The following is a 25,606-nucleotide window of genomic DNA, read 5'->3' as shown; positions in this document are numbered from 1 at the left end:
ACTTCCTGCATCTGAACACCAAAAAATAAACGAACCGCCCCGGCACTGCACAAAGCAGCCGCCGGGGCGGTTTTTGTATGCGGCAAATGGCAAAGCATCTCTGCCATACGATCTCAGCCTGTGGCTCAGCGCTTTTTGCTGCGCTTCTTCTTGCGCGGGGCAGAACGGGCAGGGTTCTGGGTGGGAACAGAATCATTGGAGCGCTTCTGCTCCATCCGATATCTGACGTAATTGGGAATCACGACCGCGATCACGATCAGCAGGACCCAGACCAGGATGCTGGGCTGCTCGTGGTTGGTGTTGAACAGAAACTGCATGACATTATCCATGGGGTATTTTCCTTTCCGGCCCAGCAGGCCGCCAGAGGGCTTTTTACAGCCAGATGTTGCCGTTCTCGTCCGGTTTCATGGGCACGGCAATGATGAAGTCCACGATGGTCATAGCGGCAGAGAAACCACTCCAGAAGGTTGCCAGATACAGCAGGCCCAGCACCGGGCGCTTGGCATAGAACTGGTGCGCACCAAACGCACCCAGAATGCACAGGCGCATATACTTCTTGCGGCTGACACAGTGCTTTTCACGGTGTTCTCTCCAGTATAACAGGTGGTCGATGGTGTTCCAGATGAACCCATGGTCCGGGTCCTTTACCCACTGTGTCTTTTCTTCCATTTACGATGTACCTCTTGTCTGAATTTTGTTCCAAAAGCAGAAAACCGCCCGCCGCAAGGGCGAGCGGTTTTTCTATTTGATTTTACAGGTTTCCGCAGAAAATTGCAAGTACCAATTAGGCGTTCTCAGCCATGGTCTTCATCTTGATCTGAGCGACCTCATCCTGGATCTCTTCCATCTTCTCCTTGGTCAGGGGATAGAACTTCATAGCGATCAGGTTGCAGACCAGGCCGATCATGATCATGCCGTATGCGCAGAAGACAACGCCGCCGCGCAGGCCCGGGGTAACAGGGTCACCCATAACGGGGTTGTGGTCGGTGTAGCCGCACATGCTGAACATGACACCGGCGACCATGGGTGCGAAAGAGGAGACCAGCTTATCCACGAAGCTGAACAGGGTGCCCATCAGGCCGGGGACGTACTTGCCGGTACGGTAGACTTCGTAGTCGGCGCAGTCAGCGGTCATGGGGATAACGATGTTGCCGGAAATGCCCTGGAAACCAGCGGCGATGATGGTCAGAACGAGGTACAGGATCAGGAAGTAGCCCCAGTTCAGAGCACCGGTAGCGGGGTTAGAGGTCATGGTGGTGGGATCGCCCAGCAGCCACAGGGCTGCCAGAGCGCCGTTGATGACCAGACCACCCACAGAGCCGATCAGCATGGCCTTGCGCTGACCCAGTCGGGTAGCAAAGAAGCTGATGAACAGGAAGCACACGATGGTGCTGGGGATGGTGACCAGACCGGTAACGTTACTCTGCAGCAGGTTGGAACCGGCGATGCAGGCGAACATGGCGACCATGACGGCGCTGGACTTTGCAGAGGAGCCCAGCTTATCGGTAGATGCGGACAGGACCAGCATCTGAATGGCACGGTTGTTCTTCAGGGTATCCCAGTAATCCTTCAGGCCGACCTTGACAGGTTTGCCGGTGCCGAAGAACTCGGAACGATCCTTGGGAGCGATGGAGATCACAGCGATGATGGTGAAGATCGCAGACATGACAGCGGTCATCTTCCACAGGGTGTCAAAGAACTCCAGAGATGCGTAACCGCCCACATCGTTGTAGCTGTTGGCGATACGGGGAATGATGATGCCCAGGATAGCAAACACCAAGGTGTTATACACACCGTCGAAAGAAGCGAACATGGGGCGCTGTTTGGGATCGTTGGTCACACAAGACTGAGCGGACTTGGTAACGACACACTGGCAGGTGTAGCCCAGGTAGTAGACCATCAGAACGACCACATAGAAGGGGAAGCGCACGCCCTGAGGCAACTTGTGGGTCACATGGAATGCGACCCAGCTGGTGACGCACAGGATGATCTGACCGATCACGATGAACGGGCGGTTCTTGCCGAACTTGCCGTTGGTCTTATCGACCATGAAGCCGACGAACGGGTCAGTGACACCGTCCCAGATACGCATCATCATGGTCAGGGAAGAAGCGACCATCATGCCAACGCCGACCCAGCCCATCAGGTAGTAGGTGGCGTAGTTCATCATCATCAGATAAACGTTGGTTGCGGTGTTGTTCAAAGCGTAGCCTGCGATACGCCACAGGGGAACGCGGTGGATGCCGTTGTGCTCATAGTCCTTATCATAGAACTTATCCGGCAGACTTCTGGTTTTTGCCATTTCATTCTCTCCTTTGTTCACACAGGAACATTCTCCGTTTTCTCCATGGGGCTTACAGCTGCCACTGCGTACCAGCCCGTCCGGAACTTTATGTCTATATTATGAACGCTTTTTGATATATCTGTTAGTAATATTTTAAGGTGAAACAGGTCAATTTTACGATTATGGGAAAAGTTTCACTAATGTGAAAAATTCTATTGTGCTTATTGCACAATCAATTGATATACTAGTATAGCACAACGCCAGTTAGCTGCCACTATGTTCTGCGCCGGAGAACGGGCCTGCAAACGCCAGAAAGGGCCCACGGCAAATGCCGCAGGCCCTTTCTGGCGCTAGGAGGTAAATGAATGAATAGAGGAAGATGTCAGATCAGGATGTCGCCGTTCTCATCGGCCTGCATGGGCAGTGCAATGAGAAGGTCAGTCACGCAGAGGAAGAAGGGCACCACGCTCCAGAAGAACAGGGTGTAGAAGGCCGCCAGCGCATACCGCTTTTCATAGTAGCGGTGGCCGCCGCACCAACCCAGAAACAGGCAGAGAAGAAGGTACTTCTTCTTGTTCACCTTGTGCCTTACGCGGTTCTTTTTCCAATCGTGATACTTCCCAATGAGGCCCGGGCTCTTCTCCTTTTCGGGATCGATGCCAGCTTCCAGCTTGGCATCCTGCAGCGCCAGCTCTGCCTTGATAAAATCATCCCGGGTGAACTTTTCGCCGGTTTCCAGCTTATGGAACACATCGTCCGTTACCTGCTGGCGGCTGCCGGTGCCGTAATAGCCGGTGCTCCAATCATCCTTATCCTCGTCGTAGTGCTCCACATCGCCCAGCAGCTCGCCGGTGGTGGGAGCCTTTTCCGGGGTCTCAGCGGAGGGGGCCGGGGTGATCTCAGGGGTCTGGTTCAGCTTGTTTTCTTCTGCCATAGTGGTATTCCTTCCGGGTCTCAGGTATCAGAAAGTCCTGCGGCAGAGGATGGCCCGCCGCAGGACATTTCCGGTTACGATGCAGGACAGCAGCGCTGTCCCTCATTCAAAATTTCCGCAGGGAGATGGTTGGCATTAAGCCTGCTTTGCAGCAGCCTCAGCCTTGATGCGGCCGATCTCAGCCTGGATCTCTTCCATCTTCTCCTTGGTCAGGGGATAGAAGTGCATGGCAACAACGTTGCACAGCCAGCCAACGATGGGCAGCAGGACAAAGCAGCCGATGGTTGCCCAGAAGATGCCGTCAGAGTACGGAGTCAGGGTATCGGGCAGAGCGTCCTTGAAGCCGACCATGGAGTAGAACAGGGCCACCAGAGTGGTTGCCAGAGAGGAGACCAGCTTATCCACAAAGCTGAACAGGGTGCCCATCAGGCCGGGGACGTACTTGCCGGTACGATAAACCTCGTAGTCGGCGCAGTCAGCGGTCATGGTGATAACGATAGAGGAGGACAGAGCCTGCACACCGCGCCATGCGATGACCAGCAGGATGAAGATCAGGCCCACTGCACTCCAGCCGGTGAACAGGGTGCCCCAGGTGTCGGGACGGATGATACGGAATGCGGGGATCGCAAACTTGGAAGCATCGCCCCTGGGGTTCACAAAGACCAGGAACAGGGTGATGATGATAGAACCGATGATACCGCCATAGGTGCCGGTCATCATGGATGCCTTCTGGCCCATCTGACGAGCGATCTTGTTCATCAGCAGGATGGAGATCAGAGCGATGGGGATAGAGGTGATCTGAGAGTAGCTGGAGAATGCGGCATAGTTGCCGAAGATGATGCCGAACAGGCAGATCATAACGGTGGAGTTGCTCATGGTAGACATGAACAGCTTATCGGTAGATGCGGAGACCACCAGCATCTGGATGGCACGGTTGTGAGCCAGGGTGTCAACGTAATCCTTAACGCCGACCTTCTGGGTGGTGCCCAGGCCGAAGTACTTGGGACGGTCCTTACGCCACAGAGCAATGATGGCGCAGACTGCAAACACTGCAGACAGGCCGCCGAACATCAGCTGCATGGTGGTGAACAGGCCGGGGTTGTAGAAAGCGGACAGGTTGCCGCCAGACTTCTCCACGATGCCTGCCAGAGCGGGGTTCTGTGCCACCAGAGAAGCGATCTCTGCAGCGTTGTTCTCAGCAGTCAGGGTGAACTTGGGAACCAGGCTGTCGGTAACGATGACAGGGATGACGATGTTCATCAGGATGATGTTGTACACGGTATCGCACATTGCGAAGATGGGGCGCTGCTTGGGATCGTTGGTCAGGCAGGTCTGAGCAGACTTGGTGACAACGCACTGGCAGGTGTAGCCCAGGATGTAGATCATGTAGATGATGATGAACGCAACAAAGCGGACACCAGTGCCCATCTTGGGGATGAAGTTGAACATCACGAAGGTGGTGGCGAACATGATGACCTGACCGATCACAATGAACGGACGGTTTTTGCCGAACTTGCCGTTGGTCTTATCGACCATCATACCAACGAACGGGTCGGTGACACCGTCCCAGATGCGCATGATGGTAACAATGGAACCGGCCAGCACGGATGCCAGACCGACGATACCGATCAGGAAGTAGCTGATGTAACCGACCACCATCATGTAGGTGTTGGTGGAGGTGTTGTTCAGAGCGTACATCATGATCTCCCACATTTTCGCTCTGTGGATGCCGTTTTCTTCAAGCGGCTGTTTGACCTTTGCCATAGAGAAGCTCTCCTTTCAATTCTGCGGCCGGTGTGCTGCCACTCACTCCGGCCTTTCATTCGGCCCCCCGTGGGCTGCGGCTGCCACATCGCGAACCGGGGGATTTTTATGTATACATTATGAACTATCCCTCAAATTTCTGTTAGTAAAATTTTGTGGGAAAACAGGACAATTTTACTCTCCTTGGGCGAAATCAACAGTTTTAAAAAACAGCGTTCGTCATTTTGCACATGATTGTAAGATACTAGTACAGCACATTCCACAAAACAGACTTGTATTCCAACCGCGCGCAAAAAAGAATACAAGGAAAGTGCGGAAATATCCAAAAAATTTTCTAGTTGTTCCGCGCGGCGGCCTATTATAATAGGTATAGCATCTGCGGCTCTGTGGCATGGGCCGCTGCGTTCAAAAGAAAAGGAGAAAACACTATGGCAGTGAAAGCATCCGAGCGTGTAAAGCGCTACCAGAACCCCAACGGCCCCACCATCAGCACCGTGGAGCGCAAGGTCATCGAGCAGGACGGCCTGTATTTCAAGGACATCGACGGCACCGGCACCGTCAGCGCAGTCAACGACTGGCGCTTGACCCCGGCTGAGCGCGCCGAGGCCTATGTCAAGGTTCTGACCACCAGCGAGAAGATCGGCCAGATCTTCACCTCCGACTGGCGCATGGGCCCCAAGTATCCTTCCCCCCGTCTGGCAGCCAACGGCCACAAGCCCGTGGCGGACGAAAGCGGCCTGCTGGACGAGGCACCCGTGAACGTCTCCGACAGCATCTTCGGCTCCCAGTCCCTGCCCAGCACCTCTGACATGGTCAAGAAGAGCTTCAACCGCCACGTCATCCTGCGCGAGAGCCCCACGCCCGAGGATCTGGCAGATTACCTGAACCAGCTGCAATACCTGACCGAGACCTGTGATCACTTTGTTCCCATGCAGGTCATGTCCAACAGCCGCAACGAGAACGGCGAGGTCGTGTTCGGCATGAACGATGCCACCGGCGTGTTTGCCACCTATCCCGGCACCCTGGGCATTGCTGCTGCCGTCAAGGGCACCGCACGCATCGACATCATCGACAAGTTCGCCGACACCATCCGCCGCGAGTGGAATGCCTGCGGCCTGAAGAAGGGCTACATGTACATGGCCGACTGCGTCACCGACCCCCGTTGGCAGCGCACCTTCGGCACCTTTGGCGAGGATCCCGCACTGATCGAGGAGATCTTCGACCACCTGATCCCCGGCATCCAGGGCGGCAGCAACGGCGTTACCCCCGAGGGTGTTTCCATGACCGTGAAGCACTTCCCCGGCGGCGGTGCCCGTGAGAACGGCTTTGACCCCCACTATGCAGCAGGCCAGTGGAACATCTACGCTACCCCCGGCTCCCTGCAGAAGTACCACATCCCGGCATTCCGCGCAGCCATCCGCCACAATGCCGAGTCCATCATGCCCTACTACTCCAAGCCCAGCGCCGAGAAGAGCGCTCCGCAGGAGGACTTCAACGGCAACCCCATCGAACTCCAGCCCTACGGCTTTGCCTACAACAAGGTGTTCATCGACGGCCTGCTGCGCGGCCAGATGGGCTTCAAGGGCTACATCAACTCCGACACCGGCATCGTCCACAACATGTGCTGGGGCGTTGACATGCTGGACGAGCCCGAGCGCATCGGCTATGCTGTCACCCAGAGCGGCGTGGACCTGATCTCCGGCCTGCTGGACAACGAGCTGGGCGAGGAGAGCTACGCCCGCGGCACCAACGACTACTACAACACCCACGCAGTGCCCGCCGGCTTCAAGAAGGAAGATCTGGTGCTGACCGATGCCAGCCTGAACCGCGCTGTCAGCCGCACCCTGACCGAGCTGTTCCGTCAGGGCATGTTCGAGGACACCTACGCCGACCCCAGGAAGGCCGCCGAGGTCGTTGCCACCAAGGCCGACTGGGAGGAAGCTTCCCGCGTGCACCGCGAGTCCGTTGTCCTGCTGAAGAACGACGGCACCCTGCCCCTGAAGGACGGCACCAAGGTCTACGCTGAGGCCTTTGGCAAGAGCGCCGAGGCCGGTGAGGCCGCCACCAAGGCCCTGCGCGAGATGCTGGGCAATGTCACTCTGGTGGACACTCCCGATGAGGCCCAGGTGGCCCTGCTGATGGTCAGCCCCCAGTCCGGTGCATACTTCAACGCCACCCCGGGCTACCTGGAGCTGGACATCTGCGAGGACAAGACTGTCTGCAACGTGGACGAGAGCGGCAAGCCCACCACCGAGACCCACAAGGAGACCACTCTGGTGGGCGCAAACCGTCTGGCCGGTATCGCTGCTGCGGTCCACGCCCACGGCGGCAAGGTCGTTTCCAACATCAACTGCCCGCTGGCCTGGGAGGTCGGCAATGTGGAGAAGGTCTCCGACGCTCTGACCGTCGGCTTTGACACCTACCCCTCCGCAACGCTGGATGTGATGTTCGGCCGCTTTGCTCCCGTTGGCAAACTGCCCCTGACCCTGCCCAAGGGCGACGAGGTGCTGGCTGTGAATGCGGACGGTGTCTGCATCAGCCCCAACGACGTGCCCGGCTTTGCAAAGGATGCCTACATGCCCGACAGCATGAAGGACGAGAACGGCAAGGCTTACGCCTACCGTGATGCCGCAGGCAACTACTACGAGATGAACTTCGGCCTGACGTTCTGAGGGCAGCCCTCTCCGTCTTGCTCAAACCAAAGGAGACACTTTCCATGGCACAAACGCAGAAAAAACAGCAGGATATGGGCACGGGTGACGTGAAAAAGCTCCTGCTCCAGCTGATGATCCCCGCCGTTGTGGCGCAGGTGGTCAACCTGCTGTACAACATCGTGGACCGCATCTACATCGGCCACATCTCGGGGATCGGCGCAGCGGCTCTGACCGGCGTGGGCCTGTTTACCCCCATCCTGATGCTCCTGAACGCCTTTGCCATGCTCATCGGCTCCGGCGGTGCGCCCCGCACCGCCATCGCCATGGGCCAGGGCGACAAGAAGCAGGCAGAAAAGATCGTCAGCAACAGCTTTACCATGCTGCTGCTCTTCTCGGTCGTCCTGACCATCGTCTTCTACGCCGCCGCACCCACCCTGCTGCGGCTGTTTGGTGCCAGTGACACCACCCTGCCCTACGCCCTGACTTACAGCCGCATCTACATTCTGGGCACCATCTGCGTGCTGATCGTGCTTGGCATGAACACCTTCATCACCGCGCAGGGCTTTGCCAAGATCAGTATGCTGACCACCGTCATCGGCGCGGTCATCAACATTGTGCTGGACCCCATCCTCATCTTTGGGCTGGGCATGGGCGTAAAGGGTGCTGCCATTGCCACCGTGCTGAGCCAGGCAGTGGGTGCCATCTGGGTCATCCGCTTCCTCACCGGCCCCAAGACCATCCTCAAGATCCGCAAAGAGGACATGAAGCTGGAAGGGAAGATCATCATGCCCGTGCTGGCACTGGGCATTTCCACCTTCGTCATGCTCTCCACCGAGAGCCTGCTGTCCATCAGCTTCAGCTCCAGCCTGGCCCGCTACGGCGGTGACGTGGCCGTGGGTGCCATGACCGTGATCACCAGCGCCTCCCAGCTGTGCACCATGCCCATCTCGGGCATCTGCCAGGGCGGCCAGCCGGTGATGAGCTTCAACTTCGGCGCAGGCAAGAAAGACCGCGTCAAGCAGGCATTCCGCTTCCAGCTGACCCTCTGCCTGAGCTACACCACCATCTTCTGGCTGCTGATGATGCTGGTTCCCGGTGCAGTGGCTGGCATCTTCACCTCGGATGCCTCCCTGATCGATTACACCACCTGGGCCATGCGCATCTACATGGCGGGCATCTTCTCCACCGGTGTCCAGATCGCCTGCCAGCAGAGCTTTATGGCGCTGGGTCAGGCCAAGGTCAGCCTGCTGCTGGCCTGCCTGCGCAAGCTCATCCTGCTCATCCCCCTCATCTTCATCCTGCCCCATGTGGTCGCGAACCCTGTGTTCGGCGTGTTCCTTGCCGAGCCCGTCAGTGACATCATCGCCGCTACCGTGACCGCCACCACCTTCTTCCTCCAGTTCAATAAGATCCTGGACAAGGGCGCTGGCAGGGTCTGATGCCTTGTCCGCCTGAAAATAATCATCCGTATCACCACAACCATCTGATCAAAAAAGGAGTATCCTCGTGGAAAAGAATGTTCTGAACACCGACCTGTCCGGCAAGGTTGCCGTGGTCACCGGTGCCAGCGGCACCCTTTGTTCCATTTTCGCCAAGGCTCTGGCCCGGGCAGGAGCCAAAGTGGCTCTGCTGGGCCGCAACATGGAGAAGCTGAAGGAGCTGGCCAATGCGATCGAGGCAGAAGGCGGCGTTGCCAAGGGCTACACCTGCAACGTTATGAACAAGGCCAACTGCCTGCAGGTGGCAGAGGAGGTGATGGCGGATCTGGGTCCCTGCGACATTCTGGTGAACGGTGCCGGCGGCAACAACCCCCGGGCCAACACCGACAAGGAATTCTTCGAGATGGCGGATCTGGACGATGACACCGTGACCTTCTTCGATCTGGACGAGAGCGGCGTGGAGATGGTGTTCAACCTGAACTTCATCGGCACCCTGCTGCCCACGCAGGCCTTTGCCCGGCAGATGGTGGGCCGCCCCGGCTGCAACATCATGAACATCTCCAGCATGAACGCCTACCTGCCCCTGACCAAGATCCCGGCCTACTCCGGCTCCAAGGCTGCCGTCACCAACTTCACCCAGTGGCTGGCAGTGCACTTCAGCAAGGTGGGCATCCGGGTCAACGCCATTGCCCCGGGCTTCTTTGCCAGCGAGCAGAACGCACGGCTCCTCTACAACGAGGACGGCACCCCCACCGCCCGCACCGAAAAGATCCTGGCTGCCACCCCCATGGGCCGCTTCGGCGACAGCGAAAAGGATCTGGTGGGTGCCCTGCTGTTCCTGCTGAACAACGAGGCTGCCGGCTTCATCACCGGCATCTGCCTGCCCATTGACGGCGGCTTCTCCGCCTACTCTGGTGTCTGATGAGGGCCCCGGCCTGAGCTGCAGACCCTGAGAGAAACAATAAGAGCCCCGGAGCTGCAGTTTCCATGCAGCTCCGGGGCTCTTTCTCGTTTTTTACAGACCGGCCAGCAGGATGGCCAGCACGGCTTTCTGCACATGGAGACGGTTCTCGGCCTCGTCAAAGATCTCGTCGGCGTGCTCTTCAAAGACAGCGGTGGAGATCTCCTCGCCCCGGTGCGCAGGCAGGCAGTGGAGGAGCATGGCATCGGGCTTTGCGCCCTCCATCAGCCTGCTGGTCACCTGAAAGCCCGCGAAGTCCCGCAGACGGCGCTCACTTTCGGGGGTGCCGGGGGCCGTGTTCCATGCGGCGGTCACCACCACATCGGCATCCTTCACACCCTCGGCGGGGTCGGTGAGCAGGTGGAACTTTTCGCCATACTTGTGGGCGAACATCAGCACGTCGGCGGCAGGGCGGTAGCCCTCGGGGCAGACACAGGTCACACGCATCCCTGCCAGCAGGCCGCCCACGATAAGGCTGTTTGCCATGCTGCAGCCATCCCCGATGAAGCAGAGCTTCTGGCCCTCCAGCGTGCCCCGGCGCTCCCGGATGGTCATCAGGTCGGCCAGCACCTGGCAGGGATGGGCGTAGTCGGTCAGGCCGTTGATCACGGGCACACCGGCCAGCTCGGCAAACTCTTCCAGATCGCACTGGCGGTAGGTGCGCCAGACCACGCAGTCGTAGTAGCGGCCCAGCACCCGGGCGGTATCCTTGAGGGGCTCGCCCCGGCCGGACTGCAGCTCGGTGGCGGCGTTCATATAATTGCCCAGACCGCCCAGCTGGTAGACACCCACCTCAAAGCTGGTGCGGGTGCGGGTGGAATTTTTGGAGAACATCAGCGCCACGCTCCTGCCCTTGAGCAGCGCCGGGGTCGTCCCGGCCTTCTGCTCTGCCTTGAGCTCCTCCGCCACATCAAGGATGTGGTGGAGCTCAGCGGGGGAGAGGTCGCTCATTTTCAGCAGATGTTTCATGCCTGCTCCTTTGGAGCCTTCTGCTCCATCTCGGTCAGCACCTCGTTCAGGATGCCCAGAGCCTTTTCCACATCGTGGGCGGTCAGGGTCAGCGGGGGCAGCAGACGCAGGCGGCTCTTGGCCGTGAGCACCAGCAGGCCCTTTTCGCGGCAGGCAGCCAGCACGTCCGCGGCCTGGATGCCGCCAAAGAACTCGATGCCCACCATCAGGCCAATGCCGGAAAGGTTCTTGACCATGGGCAGCTTGGCCAGACCAGCACGCAGCTGGACGGCCCGCTCACTGACATTGGCCAGGAAGCTCTGATCCATCCGATCCACCACCACATTGGCACCGGCGCAGACCACCGGGTTGCCGCCAAAGGTGGATCCGTGGCTGCCGGGGCCCATGCCCTCGGCGGTCTTTTCGTTCAGCAGAACGGCACCGATGGGCAGGCCGCCGCCCAGGCCCTTGGCCAGCGTGACGATATCGGGCTTGAGGTTGTAGTGCTCACAGCACAGGAAGGTGCCGGTGCGGCCCACGCCGGTCTGCACCTCGTCCACGATGAGGACAAGGTCCTTTTCATCACAGAGGGCGCGCACAGCCTGCACATACTCAGGGTCCAGCGCCATCACGCCGCCCTCGCCCTGGATCAGCTCCAGCATAATGGCGCAGGTATGGCGGTCCACCAGTTCCCGGAGGCCTTCGATGTCACCGGCGGTGGTATAGACAAAACCCTCGTTGAAGGGGCCGAAGTAGTTGTGGAACACCTCCTGACCGGTGGCGGTCAGGGTGGCAATGGTGCGGCCATGGAAGCTGTTGACCAGCGTGATCACAACATCGCGGCCCTTGCCGTAGTGATCAAAGCTGTACTTGCGGGCAGCCTTGATGGCACCCTCGTTGGCCTCGGCACCGGAATTTCCAAAGAACACCTTGTTCATGCCGGTGCGCTTGCACAGCTTTTTGGCCAGCTTGCCGCAGGGGGCAGTATAGTAAAGGTTGGAGGTGTGCTGCAGCTTGTGGGCCTGCTCGGAGACAGCCTCGGCCCAGGTCAGGTCGCAGTAGCCCAGGCTGTTCACGCCGATGCCGCTGGTGAAATCCAGATACTTCTGGCCCTCGGGGCCCTCGGCATACAGGCCGTGGCCCTTTTCCAGTGCAATGGGGTTGCGGTTATAGGTGTGCAGGACATATTCGTTGTCCCGCTTGATGACTTTTTCGGAATCCATAGATATACCCTCCTTGGTTAGCGTCCTCGCCCTCTCAGTCTCGCATTCGCTCGCCAGCTTCCCCAAAGGGGGAGCCTATTCATCTTTATTATATCGCCCGATATAATTTTCAGCAAGCCTTATTCCTGATGGCTGCGGCGGTAGAACCGGGTGCCGGAGCCCCGGTTGGAGAACAGCTCCAGCAGGATGGAGTGGGGCACGCGGCCATCGATGATGACCGCCTCGTGGACTCCCTGATAGATGGCATCGGCCATGCCGCCGATCTTGGGGATCATGCCGCCCGCAATGATGCCGGCAGCCTTGTAGCCCTCGATCTCGCTGACCTCCACCTCGGGGATAAGGGTGGTCTCATCGTCCTTATCCCGCAGCAGGCCGGCGATATCGGTCATGGAAACCAGCTTCTCGGCCTTGAGGGCAATGGCGATCTGTGCGGCGGCGGTGTCGGCATTGACATTATAGGCCTGGCCCAGATCGTCCATACCTACCGTTGCGATCACAGGGATATAGCCGCCGTCCAGCAGGGTGGAGATCAGGGTGGGGTCCACATGGATGATCTCGCCCACATGGCCCAGCGCGGGGTCCAGCTCGGTGCAGCGGAGCATCTGGCCGTCCATGCCGCACAGGCCCACGCCGCGGCCGCGCAGCTTTGCCACAAGGTCCTTGTTCACCTTACCGGCCAGCACCTGCTGAACGATCTCCATGGCAGCGTCATCGGTCACACGCAGACCGTTGTTGAAATGGCTCTCCACGCCGACTTTTTTCAGCATCTCGTTGATGGCCGGGCCGCCGCCGTGCACCAGCACCACCCGCACCCCCAGCAGGGTCAGGGTGACAAGGTCGTTCATCACGGCGTTTTTCAGCGTCTCGTTGATCATGGCGTTGCCGCCGTATTTGATGACCATGGTCTTGCCATGGTATTTCTGGATGTAAGGGGTCGCCTCCGAAAACAGGAGGGCCATTTCTTCGTTCTTCATATACTCTCCTTGCCGCCAGCACACTTGCTCCGGCATTCATTTTCCACCAGACAAACTCCTTCCGTCATCGCTGCGCGATGCCACCTCCCTCAAAGAGGGAGGCTTTCAGGCCCCTTCCTTGAGGGGGCTGTCGCCGCAGGCGACTGGAGGAGTTCCATTAAGTTCTATAATCCCCGTTGATCTTCACATAATCATAAGTCAGATCACAGCCCCATGCCTTGGCGCTGGCATCGCCGGTACCCATATCCACCTTGACAAGGATATCATGCTCCGCCAGAACTTTGGCGGCCTCGTCCTCGCTGTAGGGATGGTAGGCGGCGTTCTCGCAGACATAGACCTCACCGGCAGCACTGCTCAGCCAGACACAGACCTTGTCGATGGAGAAATCGCCGGGGGTGTAGCCGATGGCGCAGAGGATGCGGCCCCAGTTGGCATCGCGGCCAAAGACAGCAGCCTTGAACAGGTTGGAGCAGACCACGCTGCGGCTGACGGCACGGGCCGTTTTCAGGTCGGGGGCGTGGGTCACCTCGCAGGTGATGAGGTGGGTGGCGCCCTCGCCGTCACCAGCGTGCTCGGCGCACATGTGCTCAGCAATGGCGGTCAGGGCCGCCACAAAGGCATCGTAGTCGGCGTTCTCTTCGCAGATCTCGGGGTTTCCGGCCAGACCGGAAGCCATGATGATCAGGGTATCGTTGGTGGAGGTATCCAGATCCACGCTCATCTGGTTGTAGGTGCCGGGCACCACGGTCTTGAGGGCCTTTTCCAGCAGAGCGGGGGAAACGGCGGCATCGGTGGTGTAGAAGGCCAGCATGGTGGCCATGTTGGGGGCGATCATGCCGCTGCCCTTGCCAATGGCACCCACGGTGCAGGTCTTGCCGCCCAGCTCAAACTGGATGGCGTACTCCTTTTTGTGGGTATCGGTGGTCATAATGGCCGTGGCCGCATCGGTGCTGCCCTGCGCAGTTGCCGCCAGCTTTGCGGCGGCGGCAGGGATTCCCCGGGCAAAGGGGTCAATGACCATGGGCTGGCCAATGACACCGGTGGAAGCGGGCAGCACATCCTCTGCGGGGATGTGCAGTGCCTCGCCCACCAGCGCACAGCACTCCTCGGCCAGGGCCACGCCGTTGGCGGCGCAGGTGTTGGCGTTGCCGCTGTTCACCAGAATGGCCTGTGCATAGCCGTCCTTCAGGTGGGCACGGTCCACCTTGATGGGCGCACCGCAGACCTTATTGGTGGTGTAGACACCGGCGGCGGCACAGCGCACCTCCGCCTTGATGAGTGCCAGATCGTATTTTTCATTATGGTTTGCGCGGATGCCGCAATGCACGCCAGCCGCTGCAAAGCCTTTGGGGGCACAAATGCCGCCCGCAACTTCCTTATACTGCATAACGATTTTCCTTTCCCACAAAGAAATACTCCCTCAGTCACGGCATTCGCCGTGCCAGCTCCCTCACGGAGGGAGCCTTTGCGTAACCGTCAGCTGCAAAAGCCTCCCTCTTCGAGGGAGGTGGATGCGAACACCGTGAGCAGACGAAGGGAGTTTTTATTCCAACCCCTGGGTCTCCGGCAGACCCAGCATCAGATTCATACACTGGACTGCCGCGCCGGACGAGCCCTTGCCCAGATTATCAAACAGGGAGACCAGCATCATTTGATCCCCGGCGGCGTTCACGGTGCTGTACAGCTCCATGCGGTCGGTACCGGCCATAGCGTTGGAATACAGGCCGTTCTCGGGCAGCGGCTCGTTCAGGGCGTGCACCTTGATGGTGGCGGCATCCCTGTAATACTCCGCCAACCCTGCGGCCACCTTTTCGGCACCGCCCCAGACCGGCTGGAAGGGCACCAGCACCTGCATCCCGCTGTAATAATCGCAGACCACAGGCACAAAGGCGGGCGGGTTTGCCAGCCCGCTGATCTTCTGCATCTCGGGCAGATGCTTATGGGCAAGGCTCAGACCGTAGCTCTTGGGTGCATCCAGCTTGCTGTGGGCCGGACGGTCGGGGCTTTCGTAATCGGCGATCATCTTTTTGCCGCCGCCGGAATAGCCGGAAATACCGGTGCAGCTGTAAAAATCACCCACTCCGGCAAGGCCCAGCTCCACCAGAGGCCGCATGATGCTGATAAACCCGCTGGCATAGCAGCCGGGCACCGCCACGCGGCAGGCGTTTTTGATCTTTTCCTTCTGGCCACTGAGTTCCGGGAAGCCGTAGACCCAGTTGGGATCCGTGCGGAAAGCCGTAGAAGTATCCAGCACCTTGACATCCGGGCGGAGCAGGGGCATGACCTCTCTGGAGGCGGCATCCGGCAGGCAGAGGAAGGCGAGGTCAGCCGAATTGATGACCTTTGCCCGCTCGTTCACGTCCTTGCGGCCCTCCTCGGAGATGGAGAGCAGTTCAATTTCGGGCCGTGCGGCCAGACGGTCAGCAATGCGCAGACCCGTGGTGCCTGCGGAGCCGTCGATAAAGACCTTTACGCTCATGCGTTGTTCGCCTCCCATGCGGCCAGCTGGTCCATGGCCAGCCGGATCTGGTTGTTGACGCTTGCCTCGCTGGGGCCGCCGTAGCTGGTGCGGCCCTCACAGCACTTGATGAGGTCGATGGCATCATAGATATCGTTCTCGAACAGGGCGCTGTAGCCCTTGAATTCGTCAAGGGTCAGTTCCTCCAGGGTCTTATCCTTTGCGATGCAGTCGGAGACCATGCAGCCGGTCAGCTTGTAGGCATCCCGGAAGGGCATCCCCTTCTTGGTCAGGTAGTCGGCGCAGTCGGTGGCGTTGATAAAGCCCTTGGCGGCAGCGCGGCGCATGTTGGCAGGCAGGGTCTTCATGGTGTCCAGCATGGGGGTGACGGTCTTGAGGCACAGCTCCAGCGTATCCACTGCATCGAAGATGGCTTCCTTGTCCTCCTGCATATCCTTGTTGTAGGCCAGCGGAATGCCCTTCATCATCACCAGCAGGGTGTTCAGGTCTCCGTAGACGCGGCCGGTCTTGCCGCGGATCAGCTCGGTGACATCGGGGTTCTTCTTCTGGGGCATGATGGAGGAGCCGGTGGTAAAGGCATCGTCCAGCTCGATGAACTTGAACTCCCAGCTGCACCAGAGGATGATCTCCTCGGAAAGGCGGGACAGATGCATCATGCAGATAGAAATGGCGTTGGCCAGCTCAATGCAGAAGTCACGGTCAGAAACGCCGTCCAGGCTGTTGGCACAGGGTGCGGCAAAGCCCAGCTTTTCGGCGGTGAACTGACGATCCAGCGGGTAGGTGGTACCGGCCAGAGCGCCGGAGCCCAGCGGGCACTGGGCATCCATGCGGGCAGTGGCATCCTCAAAGCGCTGCAGGTCGCGCAGGAGCATGGAGGCGTAGGCCATCAGCGCATGACCAAAGGTGATGGGCTGGGCGCGCTGCAGGTGGGTATAGCCGGGCATGACAGCGGTGGTATTCTCCGCGGCCTTCCTGCAGATGACCTTGATGAGCTCCACGATGTAAGCCTGCAGGGTGTGGCTGTAGTCCCGCAGGGTCAGGCGGATATCCAGCGCCACCTGATCGTTGCGGCTGCGGCCGGTGTGCAGGCGCTTGCCTGCATCGCCGATGCGGGCGGTCAGGGTCTGCTCCACGAAGGTATGCACATCCTCGGCGTTGGGGTCGATCTCCAGCGCACCGCTTGCCAGATCGTCGGCAATGGAGGCCAGCCCGCTGAGGATATCCTCGCAGTCCTTTTCGGAGATGATGCCCTGCTTGGCCAGCATGGCGGCGTGGACCCCGCTGCCGCGCATATCCTGCGCGATCATCCGCTGGTCAAAGCGGATGGAGGAGTTGAAATCATTGACGCGCGAATCGACCGCCTTGGAGAAGCGGCCCTTCCAGAGTTGTTCTGCCATCGTTATTGTCCCTCTATCTCGTAAAGTATCTTTATCTTACGGAAAGCTTTTCCTCCGTACAACCTCTCCGTCATCTTCGCTTTGCTCGATGCCACCTCTCCTAGTAGGAGAGGCCTTGGCATACCATCGCGTTTTCGGGGGTTGGCGCTTCGCTCCTGTTTGCCCTGCGGCAGGCATTGGCTTTGGAGCGTCAGTGATTATTGCGAAAAATAAATCTTCTGCCAAGGGCTCCCCTACTAGGGGAGCTGCCAAGCGCCAGCGAAGGCTGAGAGGTTGTACAGAGACGGGCCTGACCACAAGCATACATTTCCTTTATAAACGGCAAAGCCGCCGCAGGGGAAAACGCTCCTGCGGCGGTGCCGCCGGCAACTATGCCGGTTTTGGAACTCCGTTGTGAAAGTGTAGAAAACACACCGGAGAGAAAGTTGGCTTTGTGTGATCCCGGTGGATCAGCCGCTTAGTCCTCGATCTTCGGCCAGCTCTTGGACAGCTTTGCGCGCTCCTTGATGGACAGGCCAAACAGGTTGATGAAGCCTGCTGCATCTGCCTGGTTGTAATCCTCGTCCTCACCAAAGGAAGCAGTCTGCTCATCGTACAGGGTGAACGGGGAGGTGACACCAGCGTTGATCATGTTGCCCTTGTACAGCTTCAGCTTCACATCGCCGGTCACGGTCTTTGCCAGGCTGTTGGCAAAAGCATCCAGAGCCTCACGCAGCGGGGTGAACCACTGGCCGTTGTAGACGATGTCGGCGTACTTCTGTGCCAGCTGCTCCTTGAGGTGTGCGCTCTCCTTGTCCAGGGTGATGGTCTCCAGAACATTGATGGCCTTGTACAGGATGGCACCGCCGGGGGTCTCGTACACGCCGCGGCTCTTCATGCCCACCAGACGGTTCTCCACGATATCCAGCAGGCCGATGCCGTTCTCGCCGCCCAGCTTGTTCAGGTACTCCACCAGCTCCACAGCGCCCATCTCCTTGCCGTCCACGGCAGTGGGAACGCCCTTTTCAAAGTGGATGGTCACATAGGTCGGGGTGTCGGGAGCCTGCTCGGGGCTGACACCCAGCTCCAGGAAACCGGGGTGGTTGTACTGGGGCTCGTTGGCGGGGCTCTCCAGATCCAGACCCTCATGGCTCAGATGCCACAGGTTCTTGTCCTTGGAGTAGTTGGTCTCGCGGTTGATCTTCAGGGGGATGTGGTGAGCCTCGGCGTAGTCGATCTCTTCGTCACGGCTCTTGATGTCCCACTCACGCCAGGGAGCAATGATGGCCATATCGGGGCACAGAGCCTTGAGAGTCAGCTCAAAACGCACCTGATCGTTGCCCTTGCCGGTGCAGCCGTGGCAGATGGCATCTGCGCCTTCCTTGATGGCGATATCGGCCAGAGCCTTTGCAATGCAGGGGCGTGCAAAGCTGGTGCCCAGCAGGTAGTCCTCGTACTTTGCACCAAACTTCAGGGTGGGGAAGATGTAGTTCTCCACAAAGTCCTTCTTCAGATCCAGAACGTACAGCTTGGAAGCGCCGGTAGCCTTGGCCTTTTCCTCCAGGCCGTCCAGCTCGGTGCCCTGGCCCACGTCACCGGAAACGGCGACGACTTCGCAGTTGTTGTAGTTTTCCTTCAGCCAGGGAATGATGATGGAGGTATCCAGACCACCGGAGTAGGCCAGCACGACTTTTTTGATGTTTTCCTTTTTCATAATAAACGCGCTCCTTTTAATAAAAATACACTTTTGTACCCTGATGCGCACTTTCCCTTCGCATCCTCTGTCTTTGATTCGTGGTTGATGCTTTTATTATACACAGCGCGGCTTTTCCGTCAATGCCGAAAACTGCCAAACATGCCGCGCATTTGCGGCAGGATTTGTTACACTTTGTATGTTTATGCAATGTTATTTGTTTATATTCGAATTTTATGCAGTTAAAATGTATATATGAAATGCAAAAAAGCGCCCCGAAGGACGCTTTCTTTATGCCTGGTATCTTCCCAGGATCTCCTCCACCTGTTCCTGTGTCAGCGGGTGGGTGGGCTCCGGCTTTTCATTGCCCCTGCGCAGGGGCAGCCACCAGGTGGACAGGCCCAGCCAGCCGAACTTATAGGCAGTGTGGGGCTCGCGGCCCACGCAGGTGAAGCCCAAACGGGCATGGATACGCTCACTGGCGGGGTTGGGGTCTGCCACAAGGGCATAGACATTCCAGTAACCCATCCCGTCCAGAATATCCAGCAGGGCGCGGTAGAGGGTATCCCCCACACCAAAGCCCCGGGCATCGGGGGCACAGTAGATGGTGCTTTCCACAGCCCAGTCGTAGGCCTCCCGGGGGTGGTAGCGGTGGGCGCAGGCATAGCCCAGCAGTTTACCGTCCCCATCCCGGGCCAGCAGCAGAGGGATCAGCGCACGGGTGCTGTCCACCCAGTCCTCATACTCCGGCAGGGAAGAGGGCGTTACCTGAAAGGTTGCCGTGTGGTGCAGGACATACCAGTTGTAGATGTCCAGGATCTCCGCCGCATCGGCCCGGGTGGCCAGCGAGAGCCGGGGCAGGTTCTTCTCAGCCCATTCGGCGCACAGGGTTTCCTTCTGCGCCTTGGTCAGCTTTTTCAGGGCTGCTTCCCGGCGCAGGGCGGCAGATTTGTCTGTGCACCGTTCCAGATACGCGAACCGCTGTGCCCCCAGCGCACGGGTGCACTTGGCCCCCTTCCCGCTCTTGTGGGCGTGCAGTCGGCTGGCCGGGTCATTTGTCCAGCCCGTGTAGAGCTGGCCGCCTGCGCAGCGCACCATATAGACATAGGCCCGCTCCGCCTTCTCCGCTTCCCCGCTCATATCACAGTCTCCCGTTGTTTTTCAGCACCTGACGGCAGGCGGCCAGCGCCGTCTCCTTATCCTTTGCGGTGATGAGGAACCGGCTGGCGTGGCAGAAGCTGATGCCCTCGATGCCGCTCTTCTGCTCAATGACCTCCTGCGGCTGGCCCGCCCAGCTCTGGGGGAAGGGCAGCTTCGGCTTTTTGGTCTTGTGGTCGGTCACGCACTGGGCGCTCCACCCGCCGCGCTGACTGGGGTAGATGACGAAGAGGGCATCGGTCTTGTACAGGCCATTCTTCCAGGGCAGGTAGCAGGGCAGGATCACGATGCCGTCCCGGGAATTCTTATAGGCCTGCTGCACTTTCTCGTCGGCGCGGTTCACGGCGTTCGCGCTCTCGATCTGGTTTTCCAAGATCTGCTTTGCCACAGCCACCGCCTTGAAGAAGCAGGTGTCCTGATCCTCCTTGGAATCCCACACCGGGTTGAAGAAGCCGATGGCATCGCACAGGCTGTTCTGCTCGCCGGTGTTATCGTTCAGATCAAGGGGCTGGATAAAGTTTTCATCGATGAGCCGGGCCTGACGCTCCCCCACCAGCCCCGGGCCCAGCACCCGCCACAGCAGGCCGAAGGCCGCATAGGGGATGCCGTTGGCACGGTACTCTCGGGGCTCCTGATGGTGATCGAACATGCCAAAGCCGATATCATACACGATGCCGTCGAAATCGTCCGGTACCACAAAGCCGCGGGTGATCCTGATGTCCGGCCGGATGATCTGCAGCAGCGCCGTTGCAAACACGTCGTCCGCATGGAACTTGCCGGCGTGGGTGAAGCCATTTGCAGGAATTTTCATAACAGCAATACCTCGTTCTCTTTCTTTGGGAACAGTATATCACATTCTGAAGCAGGGGACAAATCTTGATTTATTCTATTTTCGCTGGATGAAGCCTTTGCCCGGCTCCGTAATCTAAGCCCGACAGAATTTTTATAAAGAAGTAAAATCAGCCCCGGAAGCCGCTTTTTGTGCACTTCCGGGGCTGGTTTTCATTTTAACTATTTGTTGTATCGGTATATCCATCTGGAATCTTCAGCAGGTCTGTGCGCGGTGTTCCCGATATTTCGTTGACCTTTATCGTTGCTCCTCCATGGCGCATATATACCAATTCATTTCCCTGGAAGAGATATTCATACGACTCATCGGGATGATTTGTAGTACCAGTCTGGAAAACCTCCGTATAGTATTCCTTTCCATCTACCTTACTGGTTCCCATGCTGTACCAGTAACAATTCGATGCGCTCGGAATCATAAAATATCCGCCAGCAGTACGGATATTCTGTTCCTCTTGCGGATTTTCCACAGTGGTTCCCTGCTTAAAGTAAATTTTGTTCAGGCAGTAAAAGCCATAGATATTTCCGACTGCGTCAATATAGCTGCCGCTTCCATCTGGCGGGTTCAGGGTGTTTGTTCCCAGCTCAAATGCTTCTTTTCCCCGTGCCGTAAGGATGATATGTCCGTTAGAATAGTTGATCAGCTGCATATCAACATAGAGGTTATTTTCCGTCATACCCTTAGCCTTGAAATATTAGCTTGCTTTGGATGCACCAATATTTTCAGAATACCAATCCGGGAAGCCGATCACTTTGTCTGACGGGTTCGCATAGAGGGTCGTTATCGTATTTTTTACGCCATAATGCTGCATGATGATAAAGGCCAGATTATCTCCATCAAACACATAATCATAAGTGCCCACGCCAGCTTCCGCGCTGGCAACACGGACGCTTTCCATATAGGCCCCCTGATATTCCCCGGCGGTAATCGAAACCACTTCGTTGGCCTTGGGAATCATCACATAGCCGTACACGTTTTGTTTGATCTGTTTAGTTTTATTCTGGGCAGCAGAGGTTCCCGCCTTATCCACGTTCACCTCTTTATTCGCACCATCAAACCAATATACATTGCCTTGTTCATCCACAGAGCAGGTACAATCATCTTCTATGACCGTATAACTAGCGCGATTTCCACATGCGCTAACACGGAATGCAAAGTTTCGTCCGCCCTGCTGACTTTCCAATTCGGCATAAAAATTCTCCCGTGTCACACCCAGGCGGCTAAAATATGCATTCGTTTTAGAATTTGCCCATGTGAGCGTTTTATCCGGCTCTTGTATTGTAGAATCAGAAGAACTTTCATTATCCTGCCCACCAGTTGAAGCCGCAGGCGGATTTGCATTCCCACTGTTTCCACCGCCATTACTTCCACCGCCGCTATCGCCGCAGGCCGTAAGCAGGGATAGTGTCAGTGCGGCCGTCAACAAACCGGCCGCAAAACGCTTCCAGATTTTCATACTATTTTCTCCCATTTCTTGATGTGGATATTCCCATCTTTTTTCAAGATTACCCCCTCCCCCGCAATTTGTCAACTGGTTATCGAAAAAAAAAAATTCTCCAACATGAGAACAGCCCCGGCACGTTCCCATGTGAAACGTCCCGGGGCTGTTCTCTAGCTTCTGGTCACTTTCTCTTCCGTGCTGTCTTTGTAACGGCGCGGGTGGGGGTCTTGGTCACAGCCGTGGTGGGCTTCACGGCGGGGGAGAGGTTCGGCTTTTCGGTGAGGGCGGTGGTGGTGGGCTCGCCCAGTGCCAGCACCTCGGCCAGCTCCTTCTGCACCTTGGCGTTGACAGGGTCGTTCACAGCCAGCACATCGGAGTAGAACTGCTCCATCTCTTCGCGGGTGGAGAAGGTTGCAACGTACATCTGGTTGCCCATGGCACCGGACAGAGCCTCGGGGATGCGGTCCACCATCCGCATATTCTTCTGGTACTTCTGCATGATCTGCTCATGGCTGTACACAAAGTTTTTGCCATCGCGGCGGCCTGCAAAGGGGCAGTAGTAGTGCTCACCCACTGGCATATCCGTGCCGCCGAAGGCGATCATATCCGCCCAGATCTTGTACACGTTGGTGGAGCGGGCAAAGTTGATCATATCCGGGGTAAAGCCGCCGCAGGGGCGCATATTGACCTCCAGCGCCACGAGCTGGCCCTTTTTGCCCATGCCGACCTGATCCTCGGTCATGCGGAAGAACTCAAAGTGGACGAACCGGCTCTTCACGCCAAAGCTCCTGACGGCGGCACGTCCGGCGGCGCGGGTATCCTCGGGCAGGTCCTTGATGATATAGTAGATGGAGTTATCGCTGTCGTTGACGATGTCCATGATGGACACCGGGCTGACGTTGCCCGCCTCAAAGATGGGGTTGCCGCTGCCGTCAATGATGGCATCGTAGCTGTTGACCTCGGCATGGACGAACTCCTCCATGATGTAGGAGAGGTCGGGGTGATAGGTGCTCTTGTAGAGCAGGAAGCGCTTCAGCTCCTCATCGCTGGACAGCTTATGGGTATCGGAGGCACCCACACCGTTGTCCGGCTTGACCACCACCGGATAGCCCACCTCGTCGATGAACTTCCTGCAGCCCTCCAGGTCGTCCACCATGTGGTAACGTGCGGTGGCGATGCCGGCCTTCTGGTAATACTCCTTCATCTTGCTCTTGTACTTGATGCGGGGCATATCCTCGGTTTGGAAGCCGGACTTGATGTTGAAGTCCGTGCGCAGGGCCGCATCCCGCTCCAGCCAGTACTCGTTGTTGGATTCCAGCCAGTCGATGCGGCCATACTTGAAGGCGAAGAACGCCACCGCCCGGTAGACCTCGTCATAATTCTCCAGACTGCCGACCTTATAGTATTCGTTCAGGCTGTCTTTCAGCTCCGGCTTCAGCTCATCATAGGGCTGGTCACCGATGCCCAGCACGTTCATGCCGTTATTTTTCAGCTCCCGGCAGAACTGCCAGTAGTTGGTGGGGAAATTGGGGGAGATAAAGATAAAGTTCTGCATAGCTTGATGATTCCTCTTTTATCCTAGAATATAAGGCATATAATACACGACCTGCTGATACCACCAATCCCAGTCGTGCTTGACATCATAGCCCCACAGGTCCACCCAGACAGGGATGCCTTTCTGCTCAAAGATCTGCTTGAGCTGCCGGGTGGTATCGGGCTGCTCCCAAGCGCCCTGACCGCAGCAGATAACCGCCTTCCTGCTGCGGTAGAGGTCCATATAGGGGTGGTCGGTGGGGAAATTGGCCATATAGTCCACAGGGGAGTTCTGGTAGACCACCTCGTCCATGTAATCGCCAAAGCCGTATTTTGCGGTGTAGATGCCGCTGAGGGCCAGACAACCATCGAAAAGATAGGGGAACCGCAGGTAGAGGTTGACGGCATGGGTCGCGCCCAGGCTGCAGCCAAAGGCGATCACGCCGGGGAGGCCGTCCCAGCCGTTGCGCTCCTTGGCGATATACTGGATCTTGGGCACGACTTCCTCCACGATGTAGCGGATCCACTGCTCATAGCGGCGGATCCGCCAGTAGGGGTCGCCGTTGGTGTCGGACCAGGTCTCCTGATCGATGGTGTCGATGGAGATGACCATGATCTGCCCGGATTCGATCCACGGTGCCAGCGTACCGGCCATGTGGAAGTCCTCAAAGTCGAAGAAACGGCCATCCTGACAGGGGATAAAGAGCATGGGGCGGCCTGCGTGGCCGTAGACCTTGCATTCCATCTCCCGGCCCAATGCGGGGCTGTAATCCTTGAAGTATTGTGTTTCCATGGAGATTCCTCCTTTGGTAACTCCTTCCGTCATCGCTGACGCGATGCCACCTCCCTCTATGAGGGAGGCTTTTCACGCAACGGAAAAGCTTGGGCTCCCTCCGTGAGGGAGCTGGCGCGGCGCAAGCCGTGACTGAGGGAGTTCGTTTTTACTCATCGTCTAACTCGTACATCAAAGTATGGAACACGAACGGCAGCTGCTTTTCCCAGCTGGCTTCGCTGTGGGTGCCGCCGGGCACCAGGCGGCTGGTCAGGTGGATGCCCCGGACCATGATCTTGCTGCACATCTCGGCAAATTCCCTGCGCATTCCCTCGTGGCTGCCCATCTCCTGGGAACCGTAGTCCATGTAGAGCACCGTGCCGGGCTCCAGCTTTGCGCGGCCCACCAGACCGCTGAACTTTTCAGGAGACACCCAGATCGACGGCGACAGGGCTGCCGCGCGGCTGAAGATATCGTTATACTGCAGCAGGGCGTACAGGCTCATCAGGCCGCCCATGGAGCTGCCGCCAATGAACGTGTGCTCCCGGTCCGGCAGGGTGCGGAAATTGTGGTCAATGAAGGGCTTGAACCGGTGGATGAACCAGCTCATGGTCGCCTGCCCCTTGCCGTCAAAGTGGCCATAGGTCGGGTCATCGAAGCGGTAGGGCGAATACTCCACAAGGCGCTCGTTGTTGGGGCCTGCATTGCACTCCACTGCCGCCACGATGAGCGGGGTATCGGTGTAGTCCAGATAATCCGCCACGCCCCAGCTCTTGCCGTAGGTGGCATCCGCATCAAAGAACACATTCTGGCCGTCGAACATATACAGCACCGGATACCGACGCTCCGGGTCGGCTTCGTACATGGTGGGCAGGTAGACATACACCCGGCGCTGCTCCACGCCGTTCACCGCAGGATAGCTGACGCTCCATTTTTTGACCATATTCCAGTTCCCTCTCGTTTCTGTTTTTCTGCACATAGTCTAGCACTGTGCAGGCGGAAAAGCAATCGGGAGACAAAACCTCTCCGTCAATACTTCGCATTGCCACCTTTCCTAGCAGGAGAGGCAAGAAAACGGTATCGTAAACTTGGCTCCCCTAACCAGGGGAGCTGCCGCCGTAGGCGG

General features: G+C 58.0%; 22 protein-coding genes. 3 read left to right on the top strand and 19 right to left on the bottom strand.

The features are described 5' to 3' along the window. Positions 1-125: 125 nt before the first annotated feature. The 5 genes from GXM22_RS00395 to GXM22_RS00375 all read right to left on the bottom strand — a co-directional run bounded on the left by GXM22_RS00395 (position 126) and on the right by GXM22_RS00375 (position 4,982). Positions 126-329, bottom strand: coding sequence for a hypothetical protein (locus GXM22_RS00395; RefSeq protein ID WP_005928830.1), 204 nt, complete (start codon positions 327-329; stop codon positions 126-128). A 43-nt stretch (positions 330-372) separates the two neighbouring features. Next, on the bottom strand, positions 373-669 hold the full coding sequence (locus tag GXM22_RS00390) for a TM2 domain-containing protein (RefSeq protein ID WP_005928832.1): 297 nt from the start codon (positions 667-669) through the stop codon (positions 373-375). Between the two features lie 115 nt (positions 670-784). Beyond that, a complete protein-coding gene (locus GXM22_RS00385) occupies positions 785-2,302 on the bottom strand; it encodes an MFS transporter (RefSeq protein ID WP_005928834.1) in 1,518 nt (505 codons plus the stop codon). Between the two features lie 364 nt (positions 2,303-2,666). Further along, positions 2,667-3,218 (bottom strand): TM2 domain-containing protein, encoded by a 552-nt coding sequence (locus tag GXM22_RS00380; protein WP_005928836.1) that lies wholly within the window; start codon positions 3,216-3,218, stop codon positions 2,667-2,669. A gap of 135 nt (positions 3,219-3,353) precedes the next feature. Further along, positions 3,354-4,982 (bottom strand): MFS transporter, encoded by a 1,629-nt coding sequence (locus tag GXM22_RS00375; RefSeq protein ID WP_005928840.1) that lies wholly within the window; start codon positions 4,980-4,982, stop codon positions 3,354-3,356. 428 nt (positions 4,983-5,410) lie between these two features. Between GXM22_RS00375 and GXM22_RS00370 the strand changes: the two genes are divergently transcribed. The 3 genes from GXM22_RS00370 (at position 5,411) to GXM22_RS00360 (ending at position 9,997) form a co-directional block, all read left to right on the top strand. Continuing rightward, on the top strand, positions 5,411-7,654 hold the full coding sequence (locus GXM22_RS00370) for a glycoside hydrolase family 3 N-terminal domain-containing protein (RefSeq protein WP_005928846.1): 2,244 nt from the start codon (positions 5,411-5,413) through the stop codon (positions 7,652-7,654). 44 nt (positions 7,655-7,698) lie between these two features. Then, positions 7,699-9,075, top strand: coding sequence for an MATE family efflux transporter (locus GXM22_RS00365; protein WP_005928849.1), 1,377 nt, complete (start codon positions 7,699-7,701; stop codon positions 9,073-9,075). A gap of 67 nt (positions 9,076-9,142) precedes the next feature. Next, on the top strand, positions 9,143-9,997 hold the full coding sequence (locus GXM22_RS00360; protein ID WP_005928852.1) for an SDR family oxidoreductase: 855 nt from the start codon (positions 9,143-9,145) through the stop codon (positions 9,995-9,997). A gap of 93 nt (positions 9,998-10,090) precedes the next feature. Here GXM22_RS00360 and argF read toward each other — a convergent pair whose 3' ends face one another. The 14 genes from argF to GXM22_RS00290 all read right to left on the bottom strand — a co-directional run bounded on the left by argF (position 10,091) and on the right by GXM22_RS00290 (position 25,423). Next, positions 10,091-11,005, bottom strand: coding sequence for an ornithine carbamoyltransferase (gene argF, locus GXM22_RS00355; protein ID WP_005928855.1), 915 nt, complete (start codon positions 11,003-11,005; stop codon positions 10,091-10,093). Continuing rightward, complete coding sequence (locus GXM22_RS00350; RefSeq protein ID WP_035393208.1) at positions 11,002-12,207, bottom strand: acetylornithine/succinylornithine family transaminase; 1,206 nt, start codon at positions 12,205-12,207, stop codon at positions 11,002-11,004. The genes argF and GXM22_RS00350 overlap by 4 nt, the downstream gene beginning before the upstream one ends. Before the next feature lie 119 nt (positions 12,208-12,326). Beyond that, a complete protein-coding gene (argB, locus tag GXM22_RS00345; protein WP_035393210.1) occupies positions 12,327-13,181 on the bottom strand; it encodes an acetylglutamate kinase in 855 nt (284 codons plus the stop codon). A 157-nt stretch (positions 13,182-13,338) separates the two neighbouring features. Further along, positions 13,339-14,568, bottom strand: a complete 1,230-nt coding sequence (argJ, locus tag GXM22_RS00340) for a bifunctional glutamate N-acetyltransferase/amino-acid acetyltransferase ArgJ (RefSeq protein ID WP_005928866.1) — start codon at positions 14,566-14,568, stop codon at positions 13,339-13,341. 156 nt (positions 14,569-14,724) lie between these two features. Then, positions 14,725-15,660 (bottom strand): N-acetyl-gamma-glutamyl-phosphate reductase, encoded by a 936-nt coding sequence (gene argC, locus GXM22_RS00335; RefSeq protein WP_005928869.1) that lies wholly within the window; start codon positions 15,658-15,660, stop codon positions 14,725-14,727. After that, a complete protein-coding gene (gene argH / locus GXM22_RS00330; protein WP_005928872.1) occupies positions 15,657-17,057 on the bottom strand; it encodes an argininosuccinate lyase in 1,401 nt (466 codons plus the stop codon). The genes argC and argH overlap by 4 nt, the downstream gene beginning before the upstream one ends. Before the next feature lie 457 nt (positions 17,058-17,514). Next, positions 17,515-18,750, bottom strand: a complete 1,236-nt coding sequence (locus GXM22_RS00325) for an argininosuccinate synthase (protein WP_005928879.1) — start codon at positions 18,748-18,750, stop codon at positions 17,515-17,517. 270 nt (positions 18,751-19,020) lie between these two features. Next, positions 19,021-19,869, bottom strand: coding sequence for a GNAT family N-acetyltransferase (locus tag GXM22_RS00320; RefSeq protein ID WP_005928889.1), 849 nt, complete (start codon positions 19,867-19,869; stop codon positions 19,021-19,023). 1 nt (position 19,870) lies between these two features. Further along, on the bottom strand, positions 19,871-20,698 hold the full coding sequence (locus tag GXM22_RS00315; protein WP_005928891.1) for an MYG1 family protein: 828 nt from the start codon (positions 20,696-20,698) through the stop codon (positions 19,871-19,873). Between the two features lie 196 nt (positions 20,699-20,894). Beyond that, complete coding sequence (locus tag GXM22_RS00310; protein WP_005928897.1) at positions 20,895-21,410, bottom strand: hypothetical protein; 516 nt, start codon at positions 21,408-21,410, stop codon at positions 20,895-20,897. Positions 21,411-21,428: 18 nt separating this feature from the next. After that, positions 21,429-22,190: a hypothetical protein gene (locus GXM22_RS00305; RefSeq protein ID WP_035393213.1), complete on the bottom strand. Its 762-nt coding sequence runs from the start codon at positions 22,188-22,190 to the stop codon at positions 21,429-21,431. A gap of 166 nt (positions 22,191-22,356) precedes the next feature. After that, positions 22,357-23,730, bottom strand: coding sequence for an ATP-grasp domain-containing protein (locus GXM22_RS00300; RefSeq protein ID WP_005928905.1), 1,374 nt, complete (start codon positions 23,728-23,730; stop codon positions 22,357-22,359). 18 nt (positions 23,731-23,748) lie between these two features. Next, the gene (locus tag GXM22_RS00295) at positions 23,749-24,501 is read right to left on the bottom strand and encodes an esterase family protein (RefSeq protein WP_035393214.1); all 753 of its coding nucleotides are present in this window, start codon (positions 24,499-24,501) and stop codon (positions 23,749-23,751) included. A 148-nt stretch (positions 24,502-24,649) separates the two neighbouring features. Further along, positions 24,650-25,423 carry an alpha/beta hydrolase gene (locus GXM22_RS00290; protein WP_005928911.1) on the bottom strand — a complete coding sequence of 258 codons (774 nt, stop codon included), beginning with the start codon at positions 25,421-25,423 and terminating at the stop codon, positions 24,650-24,652. Positions 25,424-25,606: the final 183 nt, after the last annotated feature.

It is taken from the genome of Faecalibacterium duncaniae (assembly GCF_010509575.1).
GTDB lineage: Bacteria > Bacillota > Clostridia > Oscillospirales > Ruminococcaceae > Faecalibacterium > Faecalibacterium duncaniae.
The sequence above is the reverse complement of the archived record's forward strand: the minus strand, read 5'-3'. Positions and strand labels throughout refer to the sequence as shown.